Here is an 18,716-nt window from a genome sequence, read left to right on the forward strand (position 1 = left end):
TTATCCTTCTCCGAAATGCTCTTGCGGCATTGTGATCTACCATAGCTCATTCGTGGGCCCGGCGACAGTAGGCTGGTCGTGAAGCCCGGTCGTGGGCCCGGTCAGAATGCGTAGGACAGCTCCAGCCCGTAGGTACGCGGCTTGCCCACGACGGCGCCGTTGTGGCCCAGCGCGACGGCAAGCTGCATGCCGCCCACGAAATAGTCCTCTCCGAACAGGTTCTCGCCATAGAGCGCCGCGGAAAAGTCCGAACCCATGATCTTCTTCCAACTAAGGCGGCTGTTCACCAGGGCATAGCCGGGCAGCTTCGTGCGCGGCGAGACGCTGGCCGCGGCATTCGAGAAATACTGGCCGGTCTGCGCATAGACTTCGCCGCGCAGGCTGATCTCGCCGGCATCCTGCGCCACCGGCAGGATCACTTCCGCCCAGCCGGTGCCAGAGGCCTTGGGCGTGTCGCCAACCGGGCCGTAGAAGTAGGTGCTGCCGAACAGCTCCACCTGGTTGCGGGTGAAGTCCGCATCGGTCAGGGCCAGCTGGCCGCCGAGGCGCAGCCATTCCATGGGCATCACCGTACCCTCGGCCTCGATGCCGCGCACCCGCTCGGCCGGCACATTGGTGGTGAAGGCGATGGAGGCAAGGGGACCTGCAGGGCCGTCGGGATCCGGGAACTCCACGCGCTGGACGTGCTGGATCCACTGGTTGAACAGCGCCAGGCTCAGCGAGGCGGGCCGGCCGAAGGCGCGGCCGCCGTACTTGACGCCGGCCTCTATGTCCTGTGTCGTTTCGGAATCGAAGAAGTTGCTGCCGCCCAGCGTGACGATGCCAACCGGATCGAGCGTGCCGTTGTAGCCGCCGCTGCGGAAACTGCCGCGTGTCTTGAGATAGAGCAGCCAGTCGGCATCGGGCTTGTATTCCAGGCCGACCTCCCAGCTCGGATCCTGGTAGGTGCGCTTCTGCTGGGGCGGGCCGAAATTGTCCGATCCGGCAAGCTGCACCCCGTAGACCCGCTCGCGCGTGTAGCGCAGCCCGGCCGTCAGCCGGAAGCCCGGCGCACCGATGCGCCCGAGATCGTAAGTGCCCTGCGCGTAGAGCGCGTCGGTGTGGTTCTTGATGCGGAAATGGTTGACCGCATAAGTCGGGAAACCGGGATTGGGGGAGAGATCGAAATAGGTCTGCGGGTAGAGCGACCGGGTGTTCTGCCGCTGGAGATAGAGCCCGACGATGAATTCCAGCGCGCCGTCGGCGGCCTTGCCCTGTAGCTGCAGTTCCTCCGAATAGGAGCGCAGGTCCTCCACGTTTCCGAACTCGCCTGCGGGAGCATTGGCGGTCAGGATGGTGGCGAAGGGCGCGCCGAGCTGGGGTTGCTGCGAATCCGTGTAGGAATCCACCAGGCCGAAGATGTTGCGCAGCCGCAAGTCCCCGCCCAGCTCGATCTCCGTCGTGTTCGAGACGTTCCAGTTCTCGCCGAAATGATCGGCTCCGGCAGGGTGGTTGGTCTTGTAGAGGCCGAGACGTCTTTGCTCCTCGACATAGGCGATCAGGCCCGGAGCATAGGCGTTCGGATGCGCGGCAAGGTACCGTGCCCAGGCGCCCGGACCCAGCACGCCGTCCAGCGAAGGGCCGAACAGCAGGCCCGCGCTACACGACAGGGCAAAGCCGTTGTTCGTCTCTCCGCAGCCGTAGACGCTGTAGGTATAGGAGGCGCCGGTATTGTTCCCTCCGCTGCGCGCATATTGCACCACCGTCGTATTGACGAGGTCGGGCGTGGGCTTGAGCGTCAGGGAGATGCGGCCGCTTTCGCGATTGACCCTGCCGAGGTCCTCGCCTGTGTAGAGATCGCGGATATATCCGTCTGCATATGTCAGGTTGAAGGCGGCGCGCAGCAGCACCTTGTCCGCCACCAGCGGAATGTTGATCGCGCCTTCGACTTCGCGGCGGTCGTAATTGCCGTAGCGGCCGCGCAGATAGCCTTCGAACCTGTCGGTCGGCCGGGCCGAAGTGAACAGCACGGCGCCGCCCGTTGCGTTGCGGCCGAACAGCGTGCCTTGCGGCCCTTTCAGCACTTGCACCGATTGCAGGTCGAAGAAGGTGGCGGCGCCGCTCACCGGCATGGGCACTTCGTTCAGGTAGGTGACGACTGCCGAGGGCGAGCCGCTGAAGATGTCCGCGCTCTGCCCGCGCAGGGAGTAGGTCAGCGAATTGTTGCCCTGCGTCTGGCGGATCGTCAGGCCGGGTACCGTCCGCTGGAGATCGGCATCGGTTACCACCGCGCGCGAGACGAGATCCTCGGCTCCGATTGCCGTGATCGAGATCGGCACGTCGGCCAGGCTTTCTTCGCGCCGTCGCGCCGTGACGACGATGACGCCGCTTTCGTCGGGACCGATCGGGGCGGTGGCGGTCGACTGCTCCTCCTGCGCGAAGGCCGGCGCAGGCGTCAGCGCGGTGATTGCCATAGCCACGGCCATGGCCGTCGGCGAAGCGAGACCGGCCGTGCCTGTGCCGGAAACGTGCGAGCGGCTGCGATAGGTTTTCAGATGGTCCTCCCCGCTTGGCATTTTCCGCAAGTTGTCCTTGCCGGAACCTTCCCCAGTTCGGTTCGACTCTAAGTTGCCCCAGAGTGATCCGCTATGCCTGCATCAGCAACGGCAAGCGCCTGTGGGCGAGATACCGCCGCGCGATCGATGGGCCTTGCCGGAAACTGCCATGGCAATTGCTCAGGCCTGTCAGCGCTCTGCGAAGGCACGTTTTGCCTTGGCGATGTCTTCTTCCCTCGGGCTAAGTGGCGGCACCGGGGACGTGGCCCAAGCCCTTGCAGGCAGGCGCTGCGTCCGAAAACCGGAAGCACGGAGCAGGATGGCGGATGAGGGAGCAAGCGGGCTTGGGCAAGGGTTCGGGGCATCATCCGGCATCCGCGCCGGTCGTGTTGATCACCGGCGCCAGCGCCGGCATCGGCGAGGCGATTGCGCATCGTTTCGCGGCGGCGGGCTACCGGATCGTCGCCGTGGCGCGGCGGCAGGAAAAGCTGGATGCGCTGGCGCGCGGCCTGTCGCACCTGACGCAAGTGGAGGCCCTCTCGCTCGACGTGGCCGAGCCCGCTAGCGCCGCTCGTGCCGTCCGTTTCGCGCTCGACAGGTTCGGCCGGCTCGACTGCCTGGTCAACAACGCCGGTTCCGGCCGCTGGGCGCCGGTCCACCAGACCGACGACGCAGCGATGGACGAAGTGATCGACATCAGCCTCAAGGCCACGTTCCGTTTCTGCCGAGAGGCCGTGCCCGCCCTTGGGCGCGGCTCCTCGATCGTCACGGTGGGCTCGACCTTCGGCCTGATCGGCGGCTTGGACGGAGGCATCTACTGTGCCGTCAAGGCGGCGCTGGTGGGGCTGACGCAGACGCTGGCCGCCCAGTACGGACCGCAGGGCATCCGCTCGAACCTGGTGGCGCCCGGCGTCATCAAGACCGACATGACCCGCGACCACTGGGACCTGCAGGGATTCCGGCGCCTCAACCAGGAAATGACCCCGTTCGACCGCGAGGGCACGGTTCAGGACGTGGCGAATGCGGTGTTCTTCCTGGCCTCGCCGGAGGGCAGTTACATCAACGGGCAATCCATCGCCGTGGACGGCGGCTGGACGACCACCAAGTTCCTGGCAACCGAGGCGCTCGTCGCGGACCGCGTGCTTCCGCAGGCGGCCGGTGCCGCTGCAAGCCTCTGAAAAGCGGAGATACGACATGGCTGCTGCTGAAACTCAGGTCACCGGCCCCGCGCCCCGTGAGGCGGGACAATGCCCCGCGGCGCAGGGATCGGCGCTTCTCGGCAGTGCCTCGCTGACGGATCCGGCCATCTCGGCCCAGCCCACTGCCTATTACGATGCGATGCGGGCGCTCGATCCCGTCCATTACGACGAGAAGCTGCGGATGTACCTGGTCTCGCGCTATGAGGACATCCAGACCGTCCAGCGCGATCCGATCACTTATTCGGTCGAGCATGGCTACAAGGCGCAATATGCGGCCGGTTTCTTCGAGGAGTTCCAGCAGATCCTGGAACGCGACGGGCAGGGCTATTTCCCCGACGCCATCATGTCCGACCCGCCTTACCACACGCGCATCCGCAAGCTGATGGACAATGCCTTTTCGGCCCACCGCGTCCGGCAGCTGGAACCCCTGATCGAGACCATCGTGCGCGAGACGATCGAGGGCTTCATCGATCGGGGAGAGTGCGACGGTGTGAAGGACTTCGCAGTGCCGGTCACCATCCGCGTCATCTGCGAGCAGTTGGGCATCGACGTCTACGACGCGGACAAGATCCAGCGCTGGTCCATCGCCGTGACTCAGCAGATCGGCCGCATGCAGAACCGCGAGCAGATGATCGCCAATGCCAGGGACATCTGCGACCTCCAGAACTTCCTGATCGCCCATATGCGCGACCGTGAGGCGAACCCGGGCGAGGACATGATCTCCGATCTCGTCCACGCCCGGGCGGAAGGGGAGGACAACCCCACCCTTGCTTTCGGGGAAGCCGTCTCGCTGGTGCGCGCGTTGATGATCGCGGGCAACGAAACGACGGCGACGGCGATGTCGAACATGCTCTACATCCTGGCCACGCAGCCGCAGGTCGCGGAACTGCTGAAGGAATCGGCCGACGATGACCGGTTGCTCTCGCGCTTCGTCGAGGAGCTTCTGCGGATCGAGCCGCCCGTGCGCGGCCTTTCGCGCATGACCACGCGGCCGGTGGAGCTGGGCGGCAGGAGCCTGCCCGAAGGCGCGCATCTGCTGCTCATGTATGCCTCGGCCAATGACCAGCAGGACGTGTTCCCCTGTCCGCGCACGTTCGACATGGAGCGTTCCAACCTGGGCCGTCACGTTTCGTTCGGAGGCGGTCCCCACCGCTGCATCGGGCTGTCGCTGGCGCGCATGGAGATCCGGGTGGCGGCGCGCGAGGTGATCCGGCGCATGGAGGATTTCAGGCTGACCGTTCCGGCGGGGGACCTGAAGTACCTGCCCACGGTCGCCACGCATTCGATCGAGTGCCTGCCGATCGCCTTCTCCAAGCGGGCATGAGGGAGCGGCACTTGGGTCAGGAGCTGGCAGGAAAAGTCGCCGTGATCACCGGCGCGGCGCGGGGCATCGGCCGCGCGACCGCCGCGCTGTTCGTGGCCGAAGGCGCAAGGGTGGTGATCGGCGATATCGACGAGGAGGCCGGACAGGCCGCCGCCCTAGCTCTGGGGGAGGCCGCGATCTTCCGAAAGGCGGATGTCGGCCGGACTGAGGACATCGACGCGCTGGTGGCGGCGGCCGTCGACCGCTTCGGCGCCCTGGACGTGATGTTCAACAATGCCGGCGTCTCGTGCAGGCCGAGCGCCGATTTCCTCGACGACGATCTTGCGGATTTCGAACAGGTGATGCGCGTCAACGTGCTGGGGGTGATCCTGGGGACGCAGCGCGCCGCGCGGCACATGGCCAGGAACGGCGGCGGATCTATCATCAACAACACGTCCATCGCCGGGCTCATTCCGGGTCTGGCCATGCTCGCCTATCGCACCTCGAAAGTGGCCGCGATCCATGCCAGCAAGTCCATGGCGATCGATCTGGCGCAATATGGCATCCGGGTGAACTGCCTGGCCCCCGGTCATATTCCCACCGATCTCAATGCCTTCGCGCCCCCGGGCGCATCGCCAGAGGCGGCCGCGCGTATCCAGGTGGCCATGAAGCCGGTGTGGGATGCGAACAAGCCGCTGAAGCGCCAGGGTACGCCCGAAGACGTGGCGCAGGCGGTCCTGTTCCTCGCGGGCGGCCGATCGGCCCAGATCACCGGCACCGTGCTCGCCGTGGATGGCGGCATATCCGCAGGCGACCCGGTCAATCATTTCAGGGAGCTGATGGCAGCGCGTGCCGCGGCTCTGGGCGAAGGGGCGTGATGGCGATGGGCGTGACAGTGACATTCGTGGAGGAAGGCGGCGCGGAGCGGAAGTTCGAGGGCGTGGAGCCGTCCCAGTCCCTGATGGAAGTGGGCCGCACGCACGGCGTGAGCGGCATTCTGGCCGACTGCGGGGGCGCCTGCGCCTGCGCGACCTGTCATGTCTATGTCGACGATGCCTGGATGGAGAAAGTCGGCGGTGCCGATGCGATCGAGGCGGAAATGCTCGACCTCGTTTCGGAATTCCAGAAGCCGAACAGCCGGCTCTCCTGCCAGATCCGCTTGCGGGAAGAGCTGGACGGGCTGCGCGTCGAAGTGGCGCCTAACGGCTATTGAGCGGTCAGGCCGCCGCCTGTCTCGGCGCCGCGCCGGTGGCGATGGCATCGAACCGTTCCAGCAAGGGGCCGAGCTGTTCGCGATAGGCAGCGACACCGGCCATCTTCACCGGCCCGAACCCGCAGACGAGTGCTGCCGATGTGGCGATTTCGGTCGCGGCAGTGAGCCCGTCCTCGGTCATGCGATCGGCCAGCGAGCTAATCAGCGCGCGATATTCGCCGATCAGCGCCCGCTCCATGCGGCGCTCCGCAGTCATGCCGAAAGGGTCGAGCCGGGTGCCGCGCAGGCTTTTCATGCGGGCGAGCAGCGCGAAGAGGGGGAAGATCCAGCGCCCCATCGCGATCTTGCGCGGCCTTCCTGTTTTCGCATCCTTGCGAAAGGCGAGGAGGGGCGGGGCCAGGTTGACCTCTAGCCGGTAGTCGCCGTCGAACTGCGCGGCGAGGCCGGCCCGGAACGCCGGCGCGGTGTAGAGCCGTGCCACTTCGTACTCGTCCTTGTACGACATCAGGCGGGCAAGCTGCTCTCCCGCGGCCATGAGAAACGGCTGCGGATCGGCGATCCCGCGCGCCGCCAGCCGCCCGGCGATGTCATGCAGGAACGCGCGATAGTCTGCCGCCAGGGCCTCGTCCTGATAGGCGGCGAGGTGGCGGCTGCGGCTTTCCGTCAGGGTCTCCAGATCGGCGGGCATGGGCGAAACCGGATCGAGCCTGGCGACGGGTTCCAGTTCCTCGGGGAACGCCGCAGCGATCCGGCCCAGCGCCAGCGCGCGCAAGTTGGCCTCCACGGCGGTGCCGTTCAGCCGCACCGCCTCGGCAATGGCGCTCACGCTCACCGGCAGAAGCCCTTTCTGCGCGGCGAAGCCGACCATCAGCAGGTTGGTGAAGATCGTGTCGCCCATCAACCGGGCCGCAAGGGCGAGCGCGCGTACCGATGCGACGTTTCCCTCCCCGACCTGTGCGGCGATGGCAGGCAAGAAGGTGGCGGCGCGCAAGTCCATGTCCCTGCGGGTCTGGAATTCGCCGGTCGGCACGACATCCACATTCGCAACCACCCGACTGTCCGGTCGCAAGGTTCTGACGACATCGGGGGCAGAGGCGACCACGAGGTCGCAGGCGAGCAGCAGGTCGGCCTGGCCGGTGCCCAGTCGGGCGCTCGGAATGCGCGCAGGATCCGCGGCGAAGCGGATGTGGCTCATCACCCCGCCGCCTTTTTGCGCCATGCCCGTCATGTCGAGCACTTTGGCCGCCTTGCCCTCGATATGCGCGGCCATGCCCAGCACAGCGCCCACCGTCAGCACGCCGGTGCCGCCGATCCCCGTCACCAGCATGGCATAGCTATCCAAGACAGCGGCGAGCGCCGGTTCGGGCAGGCTTGCGATCAGCGGTTCCAGTGCGCCCATATCGGCGCCGCGCCGCGCGACCCGGGCGCCGCGCACGGAAACGAACGAGGGGCAGAAGCCTTTGACGCAGCTGTAGTCCTTGTTGCACCCGGACTGATCGATGGCGCGCTTGCGCCCGAAGGCGGTTTCAAGCGGGGTGATGCTGACGCAGTTGGACTGGCGCGAACAATCGCCGCAGCCTTCGCAGACGGCGGGGTTGATGTAGAGCCGCATGTCCGGATCGGGCGCATCGCCCCGCTTGCGGCGGCGGCGTTTCTCGTTGGCGCAGGTCTGTTCGTAGAGGATGGCGGAGACGCCGGGCACCGTGCGCAGGTCGCGCTGGACCGTGTCCAGCCGGTCGCGATCGAGCACGCGGACTTGCGCCGGGAGCTTGCCGCGCCAGTGCTCGGGCCGGTCCGAGACCAGGACCACCGGATCGACGCCTTCCGCGATCAATTCGGCGGCGATCTGCTCCGGCTGGATATTGCCTTCCAGCGGCTGGCCCCCGGTCATCGCCACGGCATCGTTGTAGAGGATCTTGAACGTCACGTTCGCCGAGGCGGACAGCGCTGCCCGGATCGCCAATATGCCCGAGTGCGTATAAGTGCCGTCGCCCATGTTCGAGAAGACATGCCCGGTCTCGGTGAAATGCTGGGCGCCCAGCCAGGGCAGTCCCTCGGCGCCCATGCCGACCACATTCATCGTGCGGCGCTCGGGCATAAAGGCGGCCAGGCCGTGACAGCCCGTTGCGCCCATCGCCAGGCTGCCCTCGGGCACATGGGTGCTGGTGTTATGGGGACAGCCCGAACAGAAGTAGGCCGGGCGAACCGCTCGGGCTGGCTCCGCCGCTGCCGCTTCCAGCGTGGCAAGCCGCTCGGCGGCGTCGCGGGCGGCCCCATCGAGAACGCCGAGCCCCGCCAGCCGCGAAACGAGGACGCGTCGCACCAGTCCCGCATCCAGGACATTGTCGAGCGGCAGCAGCGCGCGGCCATGCTCGTCCCGCTTGCCGAGAAGGAGGGGACGCGGGCCGGGCATGGCGAAGAGGGCGGCGGCCAGCTGCTCCTCAATCACCGGGCGCTTCTCTTCCACCACCAGGATCTCGCGCGCCCCGGCGCAGGCGCTGCGCAGGAACGCCTCGTCCATCGGCCAGGTCATGCCCAGCTTGACCAGCGCGATGCCGAGGGCCTGGCATCGGGCTGCGTCGAGGCCAAGCGCCAGCAAGGCTTCGCAGACGTCGAGATAGGGCTTGCCCGCGGTCAAAATCACCAGGTTGCGCCGCTCGGGCGCGATGAGCACCCGGTTGAGGCCGTTTGCGCGCGCAAACTGGACGGCCGCAGGCAGGCGCTCGTTCACCACCAGCGATTCCTGCGTCAGCGGCGGCAGGCTGCGGCGGATGTTGAGATCCACCCCTGCCGGACGGTCGGGACGCACGATCCGCAGATCGGGCAGGATGACCGAGGAGGTCAGGTCCAGCGTATCGGTGACGGCCTTGAGGCTGACGTAGAGGCCGCTGAACCGCGACATCTCCCAGCCGAGCAGGCCATAGGCGATGATCTCGTCGGTGGTGGAAGGGGCCAGGATCGGCAGGAATCCGGCGATCAGCGTGTGTTCGGACTGGTGTGCGGAAGCCGAGGACTTGGCCGCATGATCGTCCCCCGCAACCACCAGCACGCCGCCGTTTGCGTGGGTGCCTTCGAAGTTTGCCAGTTTCAGCGCTTCGCAGGCGCGGTCGACGCCAAGGCCCTTGGCGTACCAGAGGGCGAACACGCCATCGAAGCGCGGCTTGCCGAACCAGTCCACTTGCTGGGTTCCGCGCAGGCTGGTGGCGGCCAGTTCCTCGTTCAGGCCGGGCTCGAAGTGGATCCGGTGCGCGTCGAGCAAGGCCTTGGCCGACCACAATTGCGCGTCGAGCGTCGTGATCGGCGATCCGCGATAGCCGGTGACATAGCCTGCCGTGTCGCGCCCGGCCGCCCGGTCCCGCCGCGCCATGTCGAGCGGCAGGCGCACGAGCGCCTGCATCGATGTCAGGAACACTTGCCCCGAGGTCTGCTCGAACCGGTCCTGCAAGGCGGCGACGGACTTGGTCACACAGATTCCTTCGGGCAAGGCCCCGGTGTCTCGGTTCCCCTGGGCTGCTGCGCGCTTTCCTGCATTACCATTGGGGCCTGAACGGCTCCATCGCCATGTACCTGTCCACGGCGGCCTCGAAGTGACGGATGCGGATTTCCTGATAGTTGGCAAGCGTTATGCCGGGCTTGGCGCTGGCTTCCAGGCCCTCCTGCTGGGCATGGAGATTGTCGGTATCCTGGTCGAGGATGCGGCCGAAGCCGGGGTCCATCCCTTCGGCTTCGGCGAAGGACTGGTCGTCGTCCAGGATCTGCACTTCCGCGGTTTCCGGGCGGTGTCCGCCGCGGGGGATCGGCCGCATGAACATGACCTCGTAGATGCAGCGGCGATGGTCGCGGGCGTCGGGCCGGAAGCGGTAGAGCATGGGCAGGGAAATGCCGGGGAAGACGTAGAGGTTGGGGAACATCGTATAGGAATAAGTGTCGAGCAGCTCGGTGTCGGAAACCTGGCTGAGGTCGGCATCGGCGGCCTTTTCGAACATGGCGCGGAACATGTCCGCCATGACCTGCCGCGCGCGCTCGCCCGGGGCCAGCTGCGGCTTGCTGCCGCCCAGCGCGGAGCTGTCTCCCAGCGTGAAATTGTCGATGATGTCCTGTTCGCTGTACTTGCCGGCCAGGTTCGGGCTGACCACGCCGAGCGTGGAGATGAACCGGTTCACATGCTGCCCATAGACGTCGTACTGCGAATTCACGTCGCCGTTGGCCGGGGCGACCTGGGGATGGGTGTCGAGCACATGGTAAGCCTCCTGGAAGGCTTCCACCGTCAGCTTCCAGTTCGCCGGATAGCTCTTCTGGACGTGGAGATAGATGTACCGGTCTTCCAGCTTCCAGGCCTCGAAATGCTTCATGATTTCTGGGCCGAAATATGTCGCCAGCGTCGGCGCGTCGGGGTCCATGTTGATGAACACGAAGCCTCCCAGGCGCTCCACCCGGGCATCGGGCAGGCGCATCCGCTCCGGGTCGACATGGGCGAAGTCCCACTGGCAGGGGATGTGCCGGTTGGTGCCGTCGAGGTTCCAGCTCCAGCCGTGGAACGGGCACTTGATCTGGTTGCCGCTGCCCAGGGTGTTCGACGGTTTCAGCTTGGTGCCGCGATGAAGGCAGGCGTTGAAATGCGCCTTGATCTCGTTCTCGGCCACGCGGGTGACGATGAAGCTGTAGGGTCCGATGTCGTAGACGTAATAGTCGCCCACTTCGGGAATGTGCTCCTCGCGGCAGGCCATCTGCCAGGTGCGGGTCCAGAGCTTGTCGAATTCCTGTTTCTGGAACGCGGGATCGACGTAGCGATCCTTCGATATGTCCTGGCTGCCCAGGTATTCGTAGGATTGCGAGGTCGCCCAGTCCGGGGCGGGAACCCGGTCGCGGGCGATGATGTCCTGCGTGCTTTCCGCAGGGCAGCGCGCTTCGCCAAGCGCGAGAGTGTCTGGCTCAGGCTTCATCCCACTTTCTCCACCTTGCGGCCGGCGGGCGATGCTTTCGCGCGGGCGCCGCTGTCGTTCTTGTGCATCTGGCCGTCCTTCATGATCAGGACGAGCCTGGCGGTTTCCGTCAGCACGGAGACGTCCGCCAATGGATCGCCGTCGACCAGGATCAGGTCGGCCAGCGCCCCTTCGGTCAGGGTGCCGAGATCGCCTTGTGCCCTCATCGCCAGCCCGCCGTTGCGGGTGGCGCAGACCAGCGCAGCGGCGGGGCTATAGCCGTAGTATTCGACGAAGAACTGCAGGTCCCGCGCCTGTTCGCCCTGCTTGCTCCAGCCGAAGCCGTAATCGCCGCCGATCAGGTGGCGCACGCCGCGCTTGCGCAGTTCCGTGTGCGTGCGGATGGAGTTTTCCATCAGCTCGGGAATGTTCATATATCCGCCGACTTCGGGCGTGAGGCCGAATGCGGAGGCTTCGCCCTTGAGGATCTGGTGGAACAGCCCGACCGTGGGCACCACGAACATCCGGTCGCGGGCCTCCTCCATCATGTCCAGCAGTTCCTCGTCGGCATATTCGCAGTGGAACAGGGCATCGACCCCGGCGCGCAGGCAGGCCTTGGAGCCGGCGATCGAGCGCGTGTGGGCGTTGATCTTGCGGCCGTAGGCATGCGCCGTCTCCACCGCGACGCGGATCTCCTCGAACGTCATCGGCGTGGTGTGGGCGGGCGTGGAGGGATAGAAGGGATCGCCGGAGACATCGAGCTTCACATTGTCCACGCCCTCGCGGCAATGGAGGCGCACGGCGCGGCGCATTTCCTCTACACCGTCGACGATCGTGGCAGGGCCGATGCGGGGATCGTGTTCCTTGCCCTCGTCGCCCATTGCCCCGGTGACGCTGATCTCCAGTCCGCCCGCGCGGATGCGGGGGCCGGGAAGCCGCCCGGCCTCGACCTCGTCACGCACCGCCACGGCAAGCCGCAGCTTCGCTTCCGAAGCGCCATAGGCGCTGGTGAAACCCGCATCGATCAGGGCCTTGGCGCCGCGTGCGGCAGTGAAGACCTGCCGCTCCGGCGAGGGGGTGATGAGATCCTCCGTGCGCGTCACGTTCTCGAAGGAAAGATGCGTATGGCCCTCGGTCATGCCAGGCATGAGGAACAGGGCGGAAGCATCGACGATTTCCGCTCCCGGCGGGCACGGTCCGCCGCCGCGCAGGACGGCGCGGATACGGTTGCCTTCTATCAGCACGTCTCCGGTGAACGGATCGGCGCCGGTGCCATCCCAGATGCTGGCGCCCTGAATCACTGTGCTGCCCATTGGATGACCTTTCTCCATCGGCTTACCGGATCATCCTTTACCGGCTGGCGCCTCGCTGCCCGATGACGGGACATGCACCGCGACTTGTCTGCCCGCGCCAGCACGCGGCGACACGGTTGTTCCGGGGCGGGGGCTGGGGCAATCGACGGGACGCAGGACCCGCAAGAGGCAGCCATGATCCGAGGAATTCACCACGTTTCCGTCCACGTCCGCGATCTCGAACGGATGATCGCGTTCTACCGCGATGCCTTCGGTTTCGAACTCGTGGGCGAGCCCTTCGCCTGGAAGGAAGAGCCGGTGCTGGACGCTCTGATCGACGTGCCTGGCTCTGCGGCGCGAGGGGCCATGCTGCGGACGGGGAACTGCTATGTCGAGCTGTTCGAGTTCCAGGCGCCGCCGGGTCGCACCGAGCCGCTTTCCCCGCAGGACAGGGGCTATACGCATTTCTGCATCGACGTGACGCATGACATCGAAGGCGAATACGTTCGCCTGAAAGCGCTGGGCATGACGTTCGGCGCGCCCGCCCCGATCGACATGGGGCATGTCAAATCGGTCTATGGCCGCGACCCCGAGGGCAATGTGATCGAACTGCAGCAGACCGCCGCCCATTGCGACTTCCGCCTCGACCGTCTGCCGCCGACGGCCTGACCGCATGGGCGAAGCGGAAATTGGCGCCGTCAGCGGCGCGGTCGAGGCGACCGGCCATGCGCGGGGGGACGACACCGGCGTCCTCATGCCGGCGCACGAGGCGGCGCTGCGTCTTGGCGGCGCGGCGTTCCTCACGCGGGCCTTTCACGCCTTCGGTTCGATTTCTCCTGCCAACAGCGTCACCCGGATCACCCGGCTGGAGCCTTGTCCGGGTGGCAGCACCGGGCACAAGCTGTTCCTGTCAGTGGCCTATGCGCTGGAGGAGCCGGGGTTGCAGCGCGATCTCTTCGTGAAGTTCTCGCGCGATTTCACCGACAGTGGCCGCGATCATGCGCGCCACGAGATGGAAAGCGAGGCGCGCTTCGCATCCGTCTCGCGCACGCCGGGTTTTCCCATTCATGTGCCGAGGGCCTATTTCGGTGACTTCGACCATGCCAGCGGCACCGGCCTGCTCATCACCGCGCGCGTGGCTTTCGGCCGGGACGACATCGAGCCGCAGCGCGAGAAATGCCGGGATCACGAGATCGACGATCCGCTGCCCTATTATCGCGCCTTGATCGCCGCGCTCGCGCGCCTCGCCGCTGCGCACAAGGCCGGGCGGTTGACCGCGGATATGGAGCAGCGCTTCCCCTTCGATCCCGCTGGCGCCGGCGTCGAGCGCGTGACCGGCGACGCGGCAGCGCTGCGCAGGACAGTGGAGGGATGCCGCCAGTTCGCGGCGGACCTGCCGCAGCTTCTGCCGCCGGCGCTACGGGCGCCCGAATTCTACGACCGCGTCCTGCGCGATGTCCTGCGCATCGGGGAAAACCGCGAAAGGCTCGCGGCCTATCTGCTCGGCAACCGGGACCTGATCGCCCTCTGCCACTGGAATGCCCATATCGACAATGCCTGGTTCTGGCGCGACGATCGGCAGGTTCTTCATTGCGGGTTGTTGGATTGGGGCGGGGTCGCGCAGATCACCTTCGGATCCGCGTTATGGGGCTGTCTGAGCGCCACCCATGCGGGGATGTTGGAGAACGATCTCGACGCGCTGCTCATGCTGTTCCTGCAGGAATACCGCGCGCAGGGCGGCGCTGGGATCGACGCCGAGGAACTGAAGCGCCACTTCTTCGTCCACATCGGGGTCATGGGCGCGGCGCGGGTGCTGGCTCTCCACAAGGTGCTGCGGCGGCGGCTGCCCGGCGGGGCGCCGATCCTGGGCCCGCACGACCCCCTGGTGGCGGAAGAGGAGGGCCTCCGCACCGTCCTGCACATCTACACCGTGTTGCTGACGCTCTGGTCGAAGGCGGATCTGGGGACTGCGCTCGATCACGTATTGGGGGCGGAGGGCGGCCCGGTCAGTCCCGGAAGAATTCCGTCAGCATCGGTGTAAGCAGCGGCCAGCGTTCGAAGCGGCCGCGGCGCTTTGCGGTGTCGATCGGGAAGGTGGAGACGTCGTTCCACTCCTGATCGCTCCACGGTGGCTCCACCAGCGAAGAGCAAGGCAGCAGCTCGTGCACCCATTCGGAGGTGCGCCGCGTGTGGGCCATGTCGCTTTGCCCTGAGCGGAAGGTCATGACCGGCATCGTCAGCGCCGCGAAGTCCGCAGGCGCCATGCCCGGTATCGGAGTCTCGTCGCTATAGGCGAATGCCTTGCCCCAGCGCTGCATGGTATCGATATAGGCTTCCGCATCCTGCGCCAGGAGGATGTCGCGGATCCGGGGATTGCGCGCGGTCTGGTCGGCCCAGCTCGGCAGCGCCGCCACTGCTTTCATCCCGCCTTTCGAGGCGGCGGCGATCTGGTCTCCGCAATAGAACCAGGCGAGCCCGGCCAGCCCCACCGGGCCGCCGCTGAGCCACCAGATCGCGATCTTGCGGACGTTCTGCGGCATGCGCGCCGCCGCCATCAGCGTTATCCGCGAACCCGCAGAACCACCCGCCATGCGGATGTCCCTGAGCCCCAGCGCCTCGACCAGCCCGACCAGCGCCTGCGCGTTCATCACGGATTCGGAAGGCGCGGTGAAGGCGATGTCGGATGCGCCGCAACCGGGACGGTCCCAGAGCAGCACCCGGTAGCCGGCCTGCGCCAGCTCCGACCCCAGTTCGGGTACGCCGGCCGTGTCGCGTGCGTAGCGCCCGCCCGGCGTGATGACCAAGGGAGGCGCGCCTTCCTCGCCGAGCAGCTCGTAGTCCAGCATGAGCCCGTCCACGTCGATTCTGGCCACCGATGCTCTCCCGCTTCTTCGCTGTTTCGCCGTCAGGCCATGGCGTCGGCGGAATTCTGTTCCACCGGCGTCGTTTCCCAGCGGCCGAGGCGATAATCGCCGGCGATGGTGGTGCGATACATCAGGCGCTCCTCGTCCGGGTTATTGCCTGAAACGCAGTGCAGCATCCGCGTGTTGTCCCAGATCACCATGTCACCCTCGCGCCACTTGTGATGGTAGCTGCAGGCGCCGCCCAGGCGGTTGATTTCCTGGCAGACCGCTTCCAGCAGGGCATCGCCCTCGGGCGTCTCGTTGCCGACCAGGCCCTCGGCCATATAGGCCGAGACATGGAGCACTTTCTCGCCGCTGGCGCGCGTCCAGACCGAAGGGTGGATCGCCCGCGACATCCTGGCCACCTGCTCGTCGAAGGATGCGGGGATCGGCTTGGGTTCGATCATGCGATATCGGGCCGGCTTGCCGAACTTGAGCCGGTCGTACTGGGTGGAGAGCTTGTAGACCACTTCCGTGCCCTCGATCCGCGCGCGCAAGTCCTCGGGAAACATGCGGTATAGTGCCACGCCGTCGAGGAAGCCGGTGATGCCGCCTTCTTCCACCCGCTCGACGGAACGCAGCACGCCCGCACGGTTCAGCTCGTCGTTGTAGCAATGGTCGAAGTGCCACGGCAGCCAGTGCGAGAGCTGCTTGCCGTCGACTTCGACAATGCCCTGCCCGCGGCGGCTGCGAATTTCGATCACGCCGGGAAGGCGGCTGGAATCGACGCGGCTGACCGCCTTGACCGGATGCTCCTTGAGCGGGCCGAAGCAGCTGCTGATCGCCAGTTGCATCTCGTCGCTCTGTTCCACGTCCTCGAACACGATCATGCCATGCTCGACGAACAGGGCGTCTATCTGCTGGCGGGTATCGGCATCCTCCAGCATGGCGAGCGTGAGGGCGCCGATCCGGATGCCGAAAGGAAGATCCTCGCCAAGGGGGCTGACGGTGAATGCGTGAGGCCTGGTCATGCAACACTCTCCTTGCATCGCTCACTTATTGTATTACTAAGTGATACGATGTATTGAATAGTGACATGATAGGAGATTTCCCCCATGGCCGTCAAGCGGGGCCAGAGTGGTGGCCGGATGCTGCAGGTGTTCGAAGCGGTGGCCGCGGCGCAGCCGATCGGCGTCAGTGCGCTGGCGCGCCTGCTTGGGGCGGACAAAAGCGCGGTCCAGCGTGACCTCATGACGCTGGCCGATGCGGGCTGGATCCGCTCTGCAGGCGATGCGAAGTGGGAATTGACGCTGCGCATACTCACCCTGGCGCGCACGCCGCACTCCAGCAACGACTTGCGCCAGCGCGCCCGTCCGGTGCTCGAAACGCTGCGGTCGGCAACCGGGGAGACGGCCTATCTCACCGTGCCCGACGGCGGCCATTTCGTGGTGATCGATGCTCTGGAAAGCCCGCAAGTGCTGCGCATGGCTCCGCCGGTCGGCATGGTCGTGCCTTCGCACGGGAGCGCCACGGCGCGCGCGGTGCTGCCCTATCTCAGCGCGCCGGAACAGCGCGACTTGCTCTCCGCGCCGCCGGACGCGGATCTGCTGGCGCAGTTCGCGGCAACGCGTGCGCGGGGCTATGCCGTGAATGACGGGGACATCGTCGCCGGGGCGGTCGCCATCGCCTCGGCCGTGCTGGGGCCGGACGAGCGACCGCTCGGCACTCTGGTGCTGACCGGCCCTTCGGAGCGCCTTGGCCCTGAACGGCGCGCGCTGCTCGGCGGCCAACTGGCTGGCGCCGCGCGTTTGCTCTCCGCCGCTTAGGATTCCGATCCCCGTCTATACCCGATCACGCAGCTTCACGTTGCCGAACATCATGCTCCGGGCCGGTCCGTGCAGCACATCGATCGGGAAGACCGGCGGCACCGCGCTGGCCGCGTCGAGCCTCGCGAGTTGCTCGGGCGCGATCTCCAATGCCAGTGCGCCGAGATTGTCCTCAAGCTGTGCCGGGGTGCGCACCCCGACCACGGGCGAGGCGACGGCCGGATGAGTCAGGGTCCAGGCCAGGGCGAGTTGCGCCGGGGTACAGCCGATTTCGCCGGCAATCTCGACGACCCGGTCGGCAATATCGAGATTTCGTGCCGTCAGCTTTCCCGTGGCGGCATTGATCGCCTTGCGTGAGCCGAGTTCGTCCATGTCGCCGCCGCCAAGATCGGCGCGCGTGTATTTTCCGGTGAGAAGACCCTGGCCCAGCGGCGCCCAGGGCGAAACGCCCAGGCCCATCTCCCGGGCCATCGGGATCAGCTCGCGTTCGACGGTGCGTTCGATCAGGCTGTAGGGGATCTGCAGCGCGCAGAACGGCGTCCAGCCGCGCAACTCGGCAATGGCCTGCATGCGCGAGGCCTGCCAGGCCGGCGTGTCGGACAGGCCGATGTAGAGCACTTTGCCCTGGCGGACGAGATCGTCGAAGCTGCGCAGGATCTCGTCCACGGGCGTGTTGAAATCCCACATGTGGAGATAGAGCAAGTCGATATAGTCGGTACCCAGCCGCCTGAGACTGTCCTCTACCGAGCGGATCATATTCTTGCGGTGATTGCCGCTGGCATTGGGGTCGCCGGGCCTCGTCGTCAGCGAGTACTTGGTGGAGACCACCAGGCGATCGCGCCGGCCCTTCAGCAGTTCACCCAGCAGGACTTCGGACTGGCCCATCTGGCCGTAGAAGTCTGCGGTGTCGATGAAGTTGCCGCCGCGATCGATATAGAGATCGACCATCCGGCGCGCCTCCTCGTCACTGCTGCCCCACGCGCCCGCGCCCACGCGAAAGGTCATCGTGCCCAAGGCCAGCGGCGAGACCCGCAGGCCGGAGCGCCCCAGCAGGCGATAATCGTCGAGTTGCATCGCCAGCGATCATCCTCTTTTCGATCCAGCTCCGGTTTCGGCCGAAGGTTGTCTCGCGGCTTCCGATGCCGAAACAACAGCGCCGCGCCAGGCCGTTTCAGGAGGGGATGGTTCCCCGGTCAAGCGCCGATCCCGCATGCCACCAGCTTTGCCGTTCCAGTTTTGGTACGTTGCCGCTGCAGTCAATTTTTGACTTGCGCGCGGGTTGCCGTCTAGACGCAGCCGAACCCCGGAACAGCCGACAAGGCGCGCCGAATCCGATTCGGCATTCTCACCGACCGGGTGTCACGACTGCCGATGATTCGCAGGTCGAATTCCCCAATTGCGGGTAGCCGAGCGTAGCCTCGAAAATTTTTTTCGGCCGCTGCAACGCACCCGGACAGGTCCAACGCAGGTCCCGCCATTAGCTGCGCGCGCGTAGCATGAAGGACCTGCCAAACGATTAATCCGTCGACATAAAAGCGCTACGTAAACTTCCTTATTGCAAGGGAGTGCGGACATGTGGATAGG

The 18,716-nt window shown here is 66.2% G+C and carries 14 protein-coding genes; 7 read left to right on the top strand and 7 right to left on the bottom strand.

Annotation, left to right across the window (positions count from 1 at the left end; all coding sequences use genetic code 11):
* Positions 1 to 101: 101 nt before the first annotated feature.
* A complete protein-coding gene (locus EDF57_RS10825; RefSeq protein WP_134094240.1) occupies positions 102 to 2,555 on the bottom strand; it encodes a TonB-dependent receptor plug domain-containing protein in 2,454 nt (817 codons plus the stop codon).
* A gap of 323 nt (positions 2,556 to 2,878) precedes the next feature.
* On the opposite strand from EDF57_RS10825, the gene EDF57_RS10830 reads away from it, so the two are divergent.
* From EDF57_RS10830 to EDF57_RS10845, 4 genes are read left to right on the top strand one after another with little or no spacing between them, the layout of a single operon-like run.
* Positions 2,879 to 3,712 (top strand): SDR family oxidoreductase, encoded by an 834-nt coding sequence (locus EDF57_RS10830; RefSeq protein WP_243841004.1) that lies wholly within the window; start codon positions 2,879 to 2,881, stop codon positions 3,710 to 3,712.
* 16 nt (positions 3,713 to 3,728) lie between these two features.
* The gene (locus tag EDF57_RS10835; RefSeq protein WP_134094242.1) at positions 3,729 to 5,057 is read left to right on the top strand and encodes a cytochrome P450; all 1,329 of its coding nucleotides are present in this window, start codon (positions 3,729 to 3,731) and stop codon (positions 5,055 to 5,057) included.
* 11 nt (positions 5,058 to 5,068) lie between these two features.
* Entirely contained in the window at positions 5,069 to 5,914 is an 846-nt protein-coding gene (locus EDF57_RS10840) for a glucose 1-dehydrogenase (protein ID WP_134094243.1), read from the top strand.
* A gap of 11 nt (positions 5,915 to 5,925) precedes the next feature.
* Complete coding sequence (locus tag EDF57_RS10845) at positions 5,926 to 6,249, top strand: 2Fe-2S iron-sulfur cluster-binding protein (protein WP_347876950.1); 324 nt, start codon at positions 5,926 to 5,928, stop codon at positions 6,247 to 6,249.
* Positions 6,250 to 6,253: 4 nt separating this feature from the next.
* Here the strand turns inward: EDF57_RS10845 and EDF57_RS10850 are convergent, their stop codons facing one another.
* From EDF57_RS10850 to EDF57_RS10860, 3 genes are all read right to left on the bottom strand, one after another.
* Positions 6,254 to 9,715 carry an indolepyruvate ferredoxin oxidoreductase family protein gene (locus EDF57_RS10850; protein WP_134094245.1) on the bottom strand — a complete coding sequence of 1,154 codons (3,462 nt, stop codon included), beginning with the start codon at positions 9,713 to 9,715 and terminating at the stop codon, positions 6,254 to 6,256.
* Positions 9,716 to 9,779: 64 nt separating this feature from the next.
* Positions 9,780 to 11,192, bottom strand: a complete 1,413-nt coding sequence (locus tag EDF57_RS10855) for an aromatic ring-hydroxylating dioxygenase subunit alpha (RefSeq protein WP_134094246.1) — start codon at positions 11,190 to 11,192, stop codon at positions 9,780 to 9,782.
* Positions 11,189 to 12,484 (bottom strand): amidohydrolase family protein, encoded by a 1,296-nt coding sequence (locus EDF57_RS10860; RefSeq protein WP_134094247.1) that lies wholly within the window; start codon positions 12,482 to 12,484, stop codon positions 11,189 to 11,191. Before EDF57_RS10860 ends, EDF57_RS10855 begins: the two co-directional genes overlap by 4 nt.
* 174 nt (positions 12,485 to 12,658) lie before the next feature.
* On the opposite strand from EDF57_RS10860, the gene EDF57_RS10865 reads away from it, so the two are divergent.
* Positions 12,659 to 13,132, top strand: coding sequence for a VOC family protein (locus EDF57_RS10865; RefSeq protein WP_134094248.1), 474 nt, complete (start codon positions 12,659 to 12,661; stop codon positions 13,130 to 13,132).
* 4 nt (positions 13,133 to 13,136) lie between these two features.
* A complete protein-coding gene (locus tag EDF57_RS10870; protein WP_134094249.1) occupies positions 13,137 to 14,504 on the top strand; it encodes a hypothetical protein in 1,368 nt (455 codons plus the stop codon).
* Here EDF57_RS10870 and EDF57_RS10875 read toward each other — a convergent pair.
* Entirely contained in the window at positions 14,470 to 15,336 is an 867-nt protein-coding gene (locus tag EDF57_RS10875) for an alpha/beta hydrolase (RefSeq protein WP_243841005.1), read from the bottom strand. The genes EDF57_RS10870 and EDF57_RS10875 overlap by 35 nt on opposite strands.
* A gap of 32 nt (positions 15,337 to 15,368) precedes the next feature.
* On the bottom strand, positions 15,369 to 16,337 hold the full coding sequence (locus EDF57_RS10880; RefSeq protein WP_134094250.1) for a TauD/TfdA family dioxygenase: 969 nt from the start codon (positions 16,335 to 16,337) through the stop codon (positions 15,369 to 15,371).
* A gap of 84 nt (positions 16,338 to 16,421) precedes the next feature.
* On the opposite strand from EDF57_RS10880, the gene EDF57_RS10885 reads away from it, so the two are divergent.
* The gene (locus EDF57_RS10885) at positions 16,422 to 17,132 is read left to right on the top strand and encodes an IclR family transcriptional regulator (RefSeq protein WP_132267038.1); all 711 of its coding nucleotides are present in this window, start codon (positions 16,422 to 16,424) and stop codon (positions 17,130 to 17,132) included.
* Between the two features lie 15 nt (positions 17,133 to 17,147).
* Here the strand turns inward: EDF57_RS10885 and EDF57_RS10890 are convergent, their stop codons facing one another.
* Positions 17,148 to 18,206 (bottom strand): aldo/keto reductase, encoded by a 1,059-nt coding sequence (locus EDF57_RS10890; RefSeq protein WP_134094251.1) that lies wholly within the window; start codon positions 18,204 to 18,206, stop codon positions 17,148 to 17,150.
* Positions 18,207 to 18,716: the final 510 nt, after the last annotated feature.

It is taken from the genome of Novosphingobium sp. PhB55, assembly GCF_004368805.1.
In the GTDB taxonomy this organism is placed as follows: Bacteria; Pseudomonadota; Alphaproteobacteria; order Sphingomonadales; family Sphingomonadaceae; genus Novosphingobium.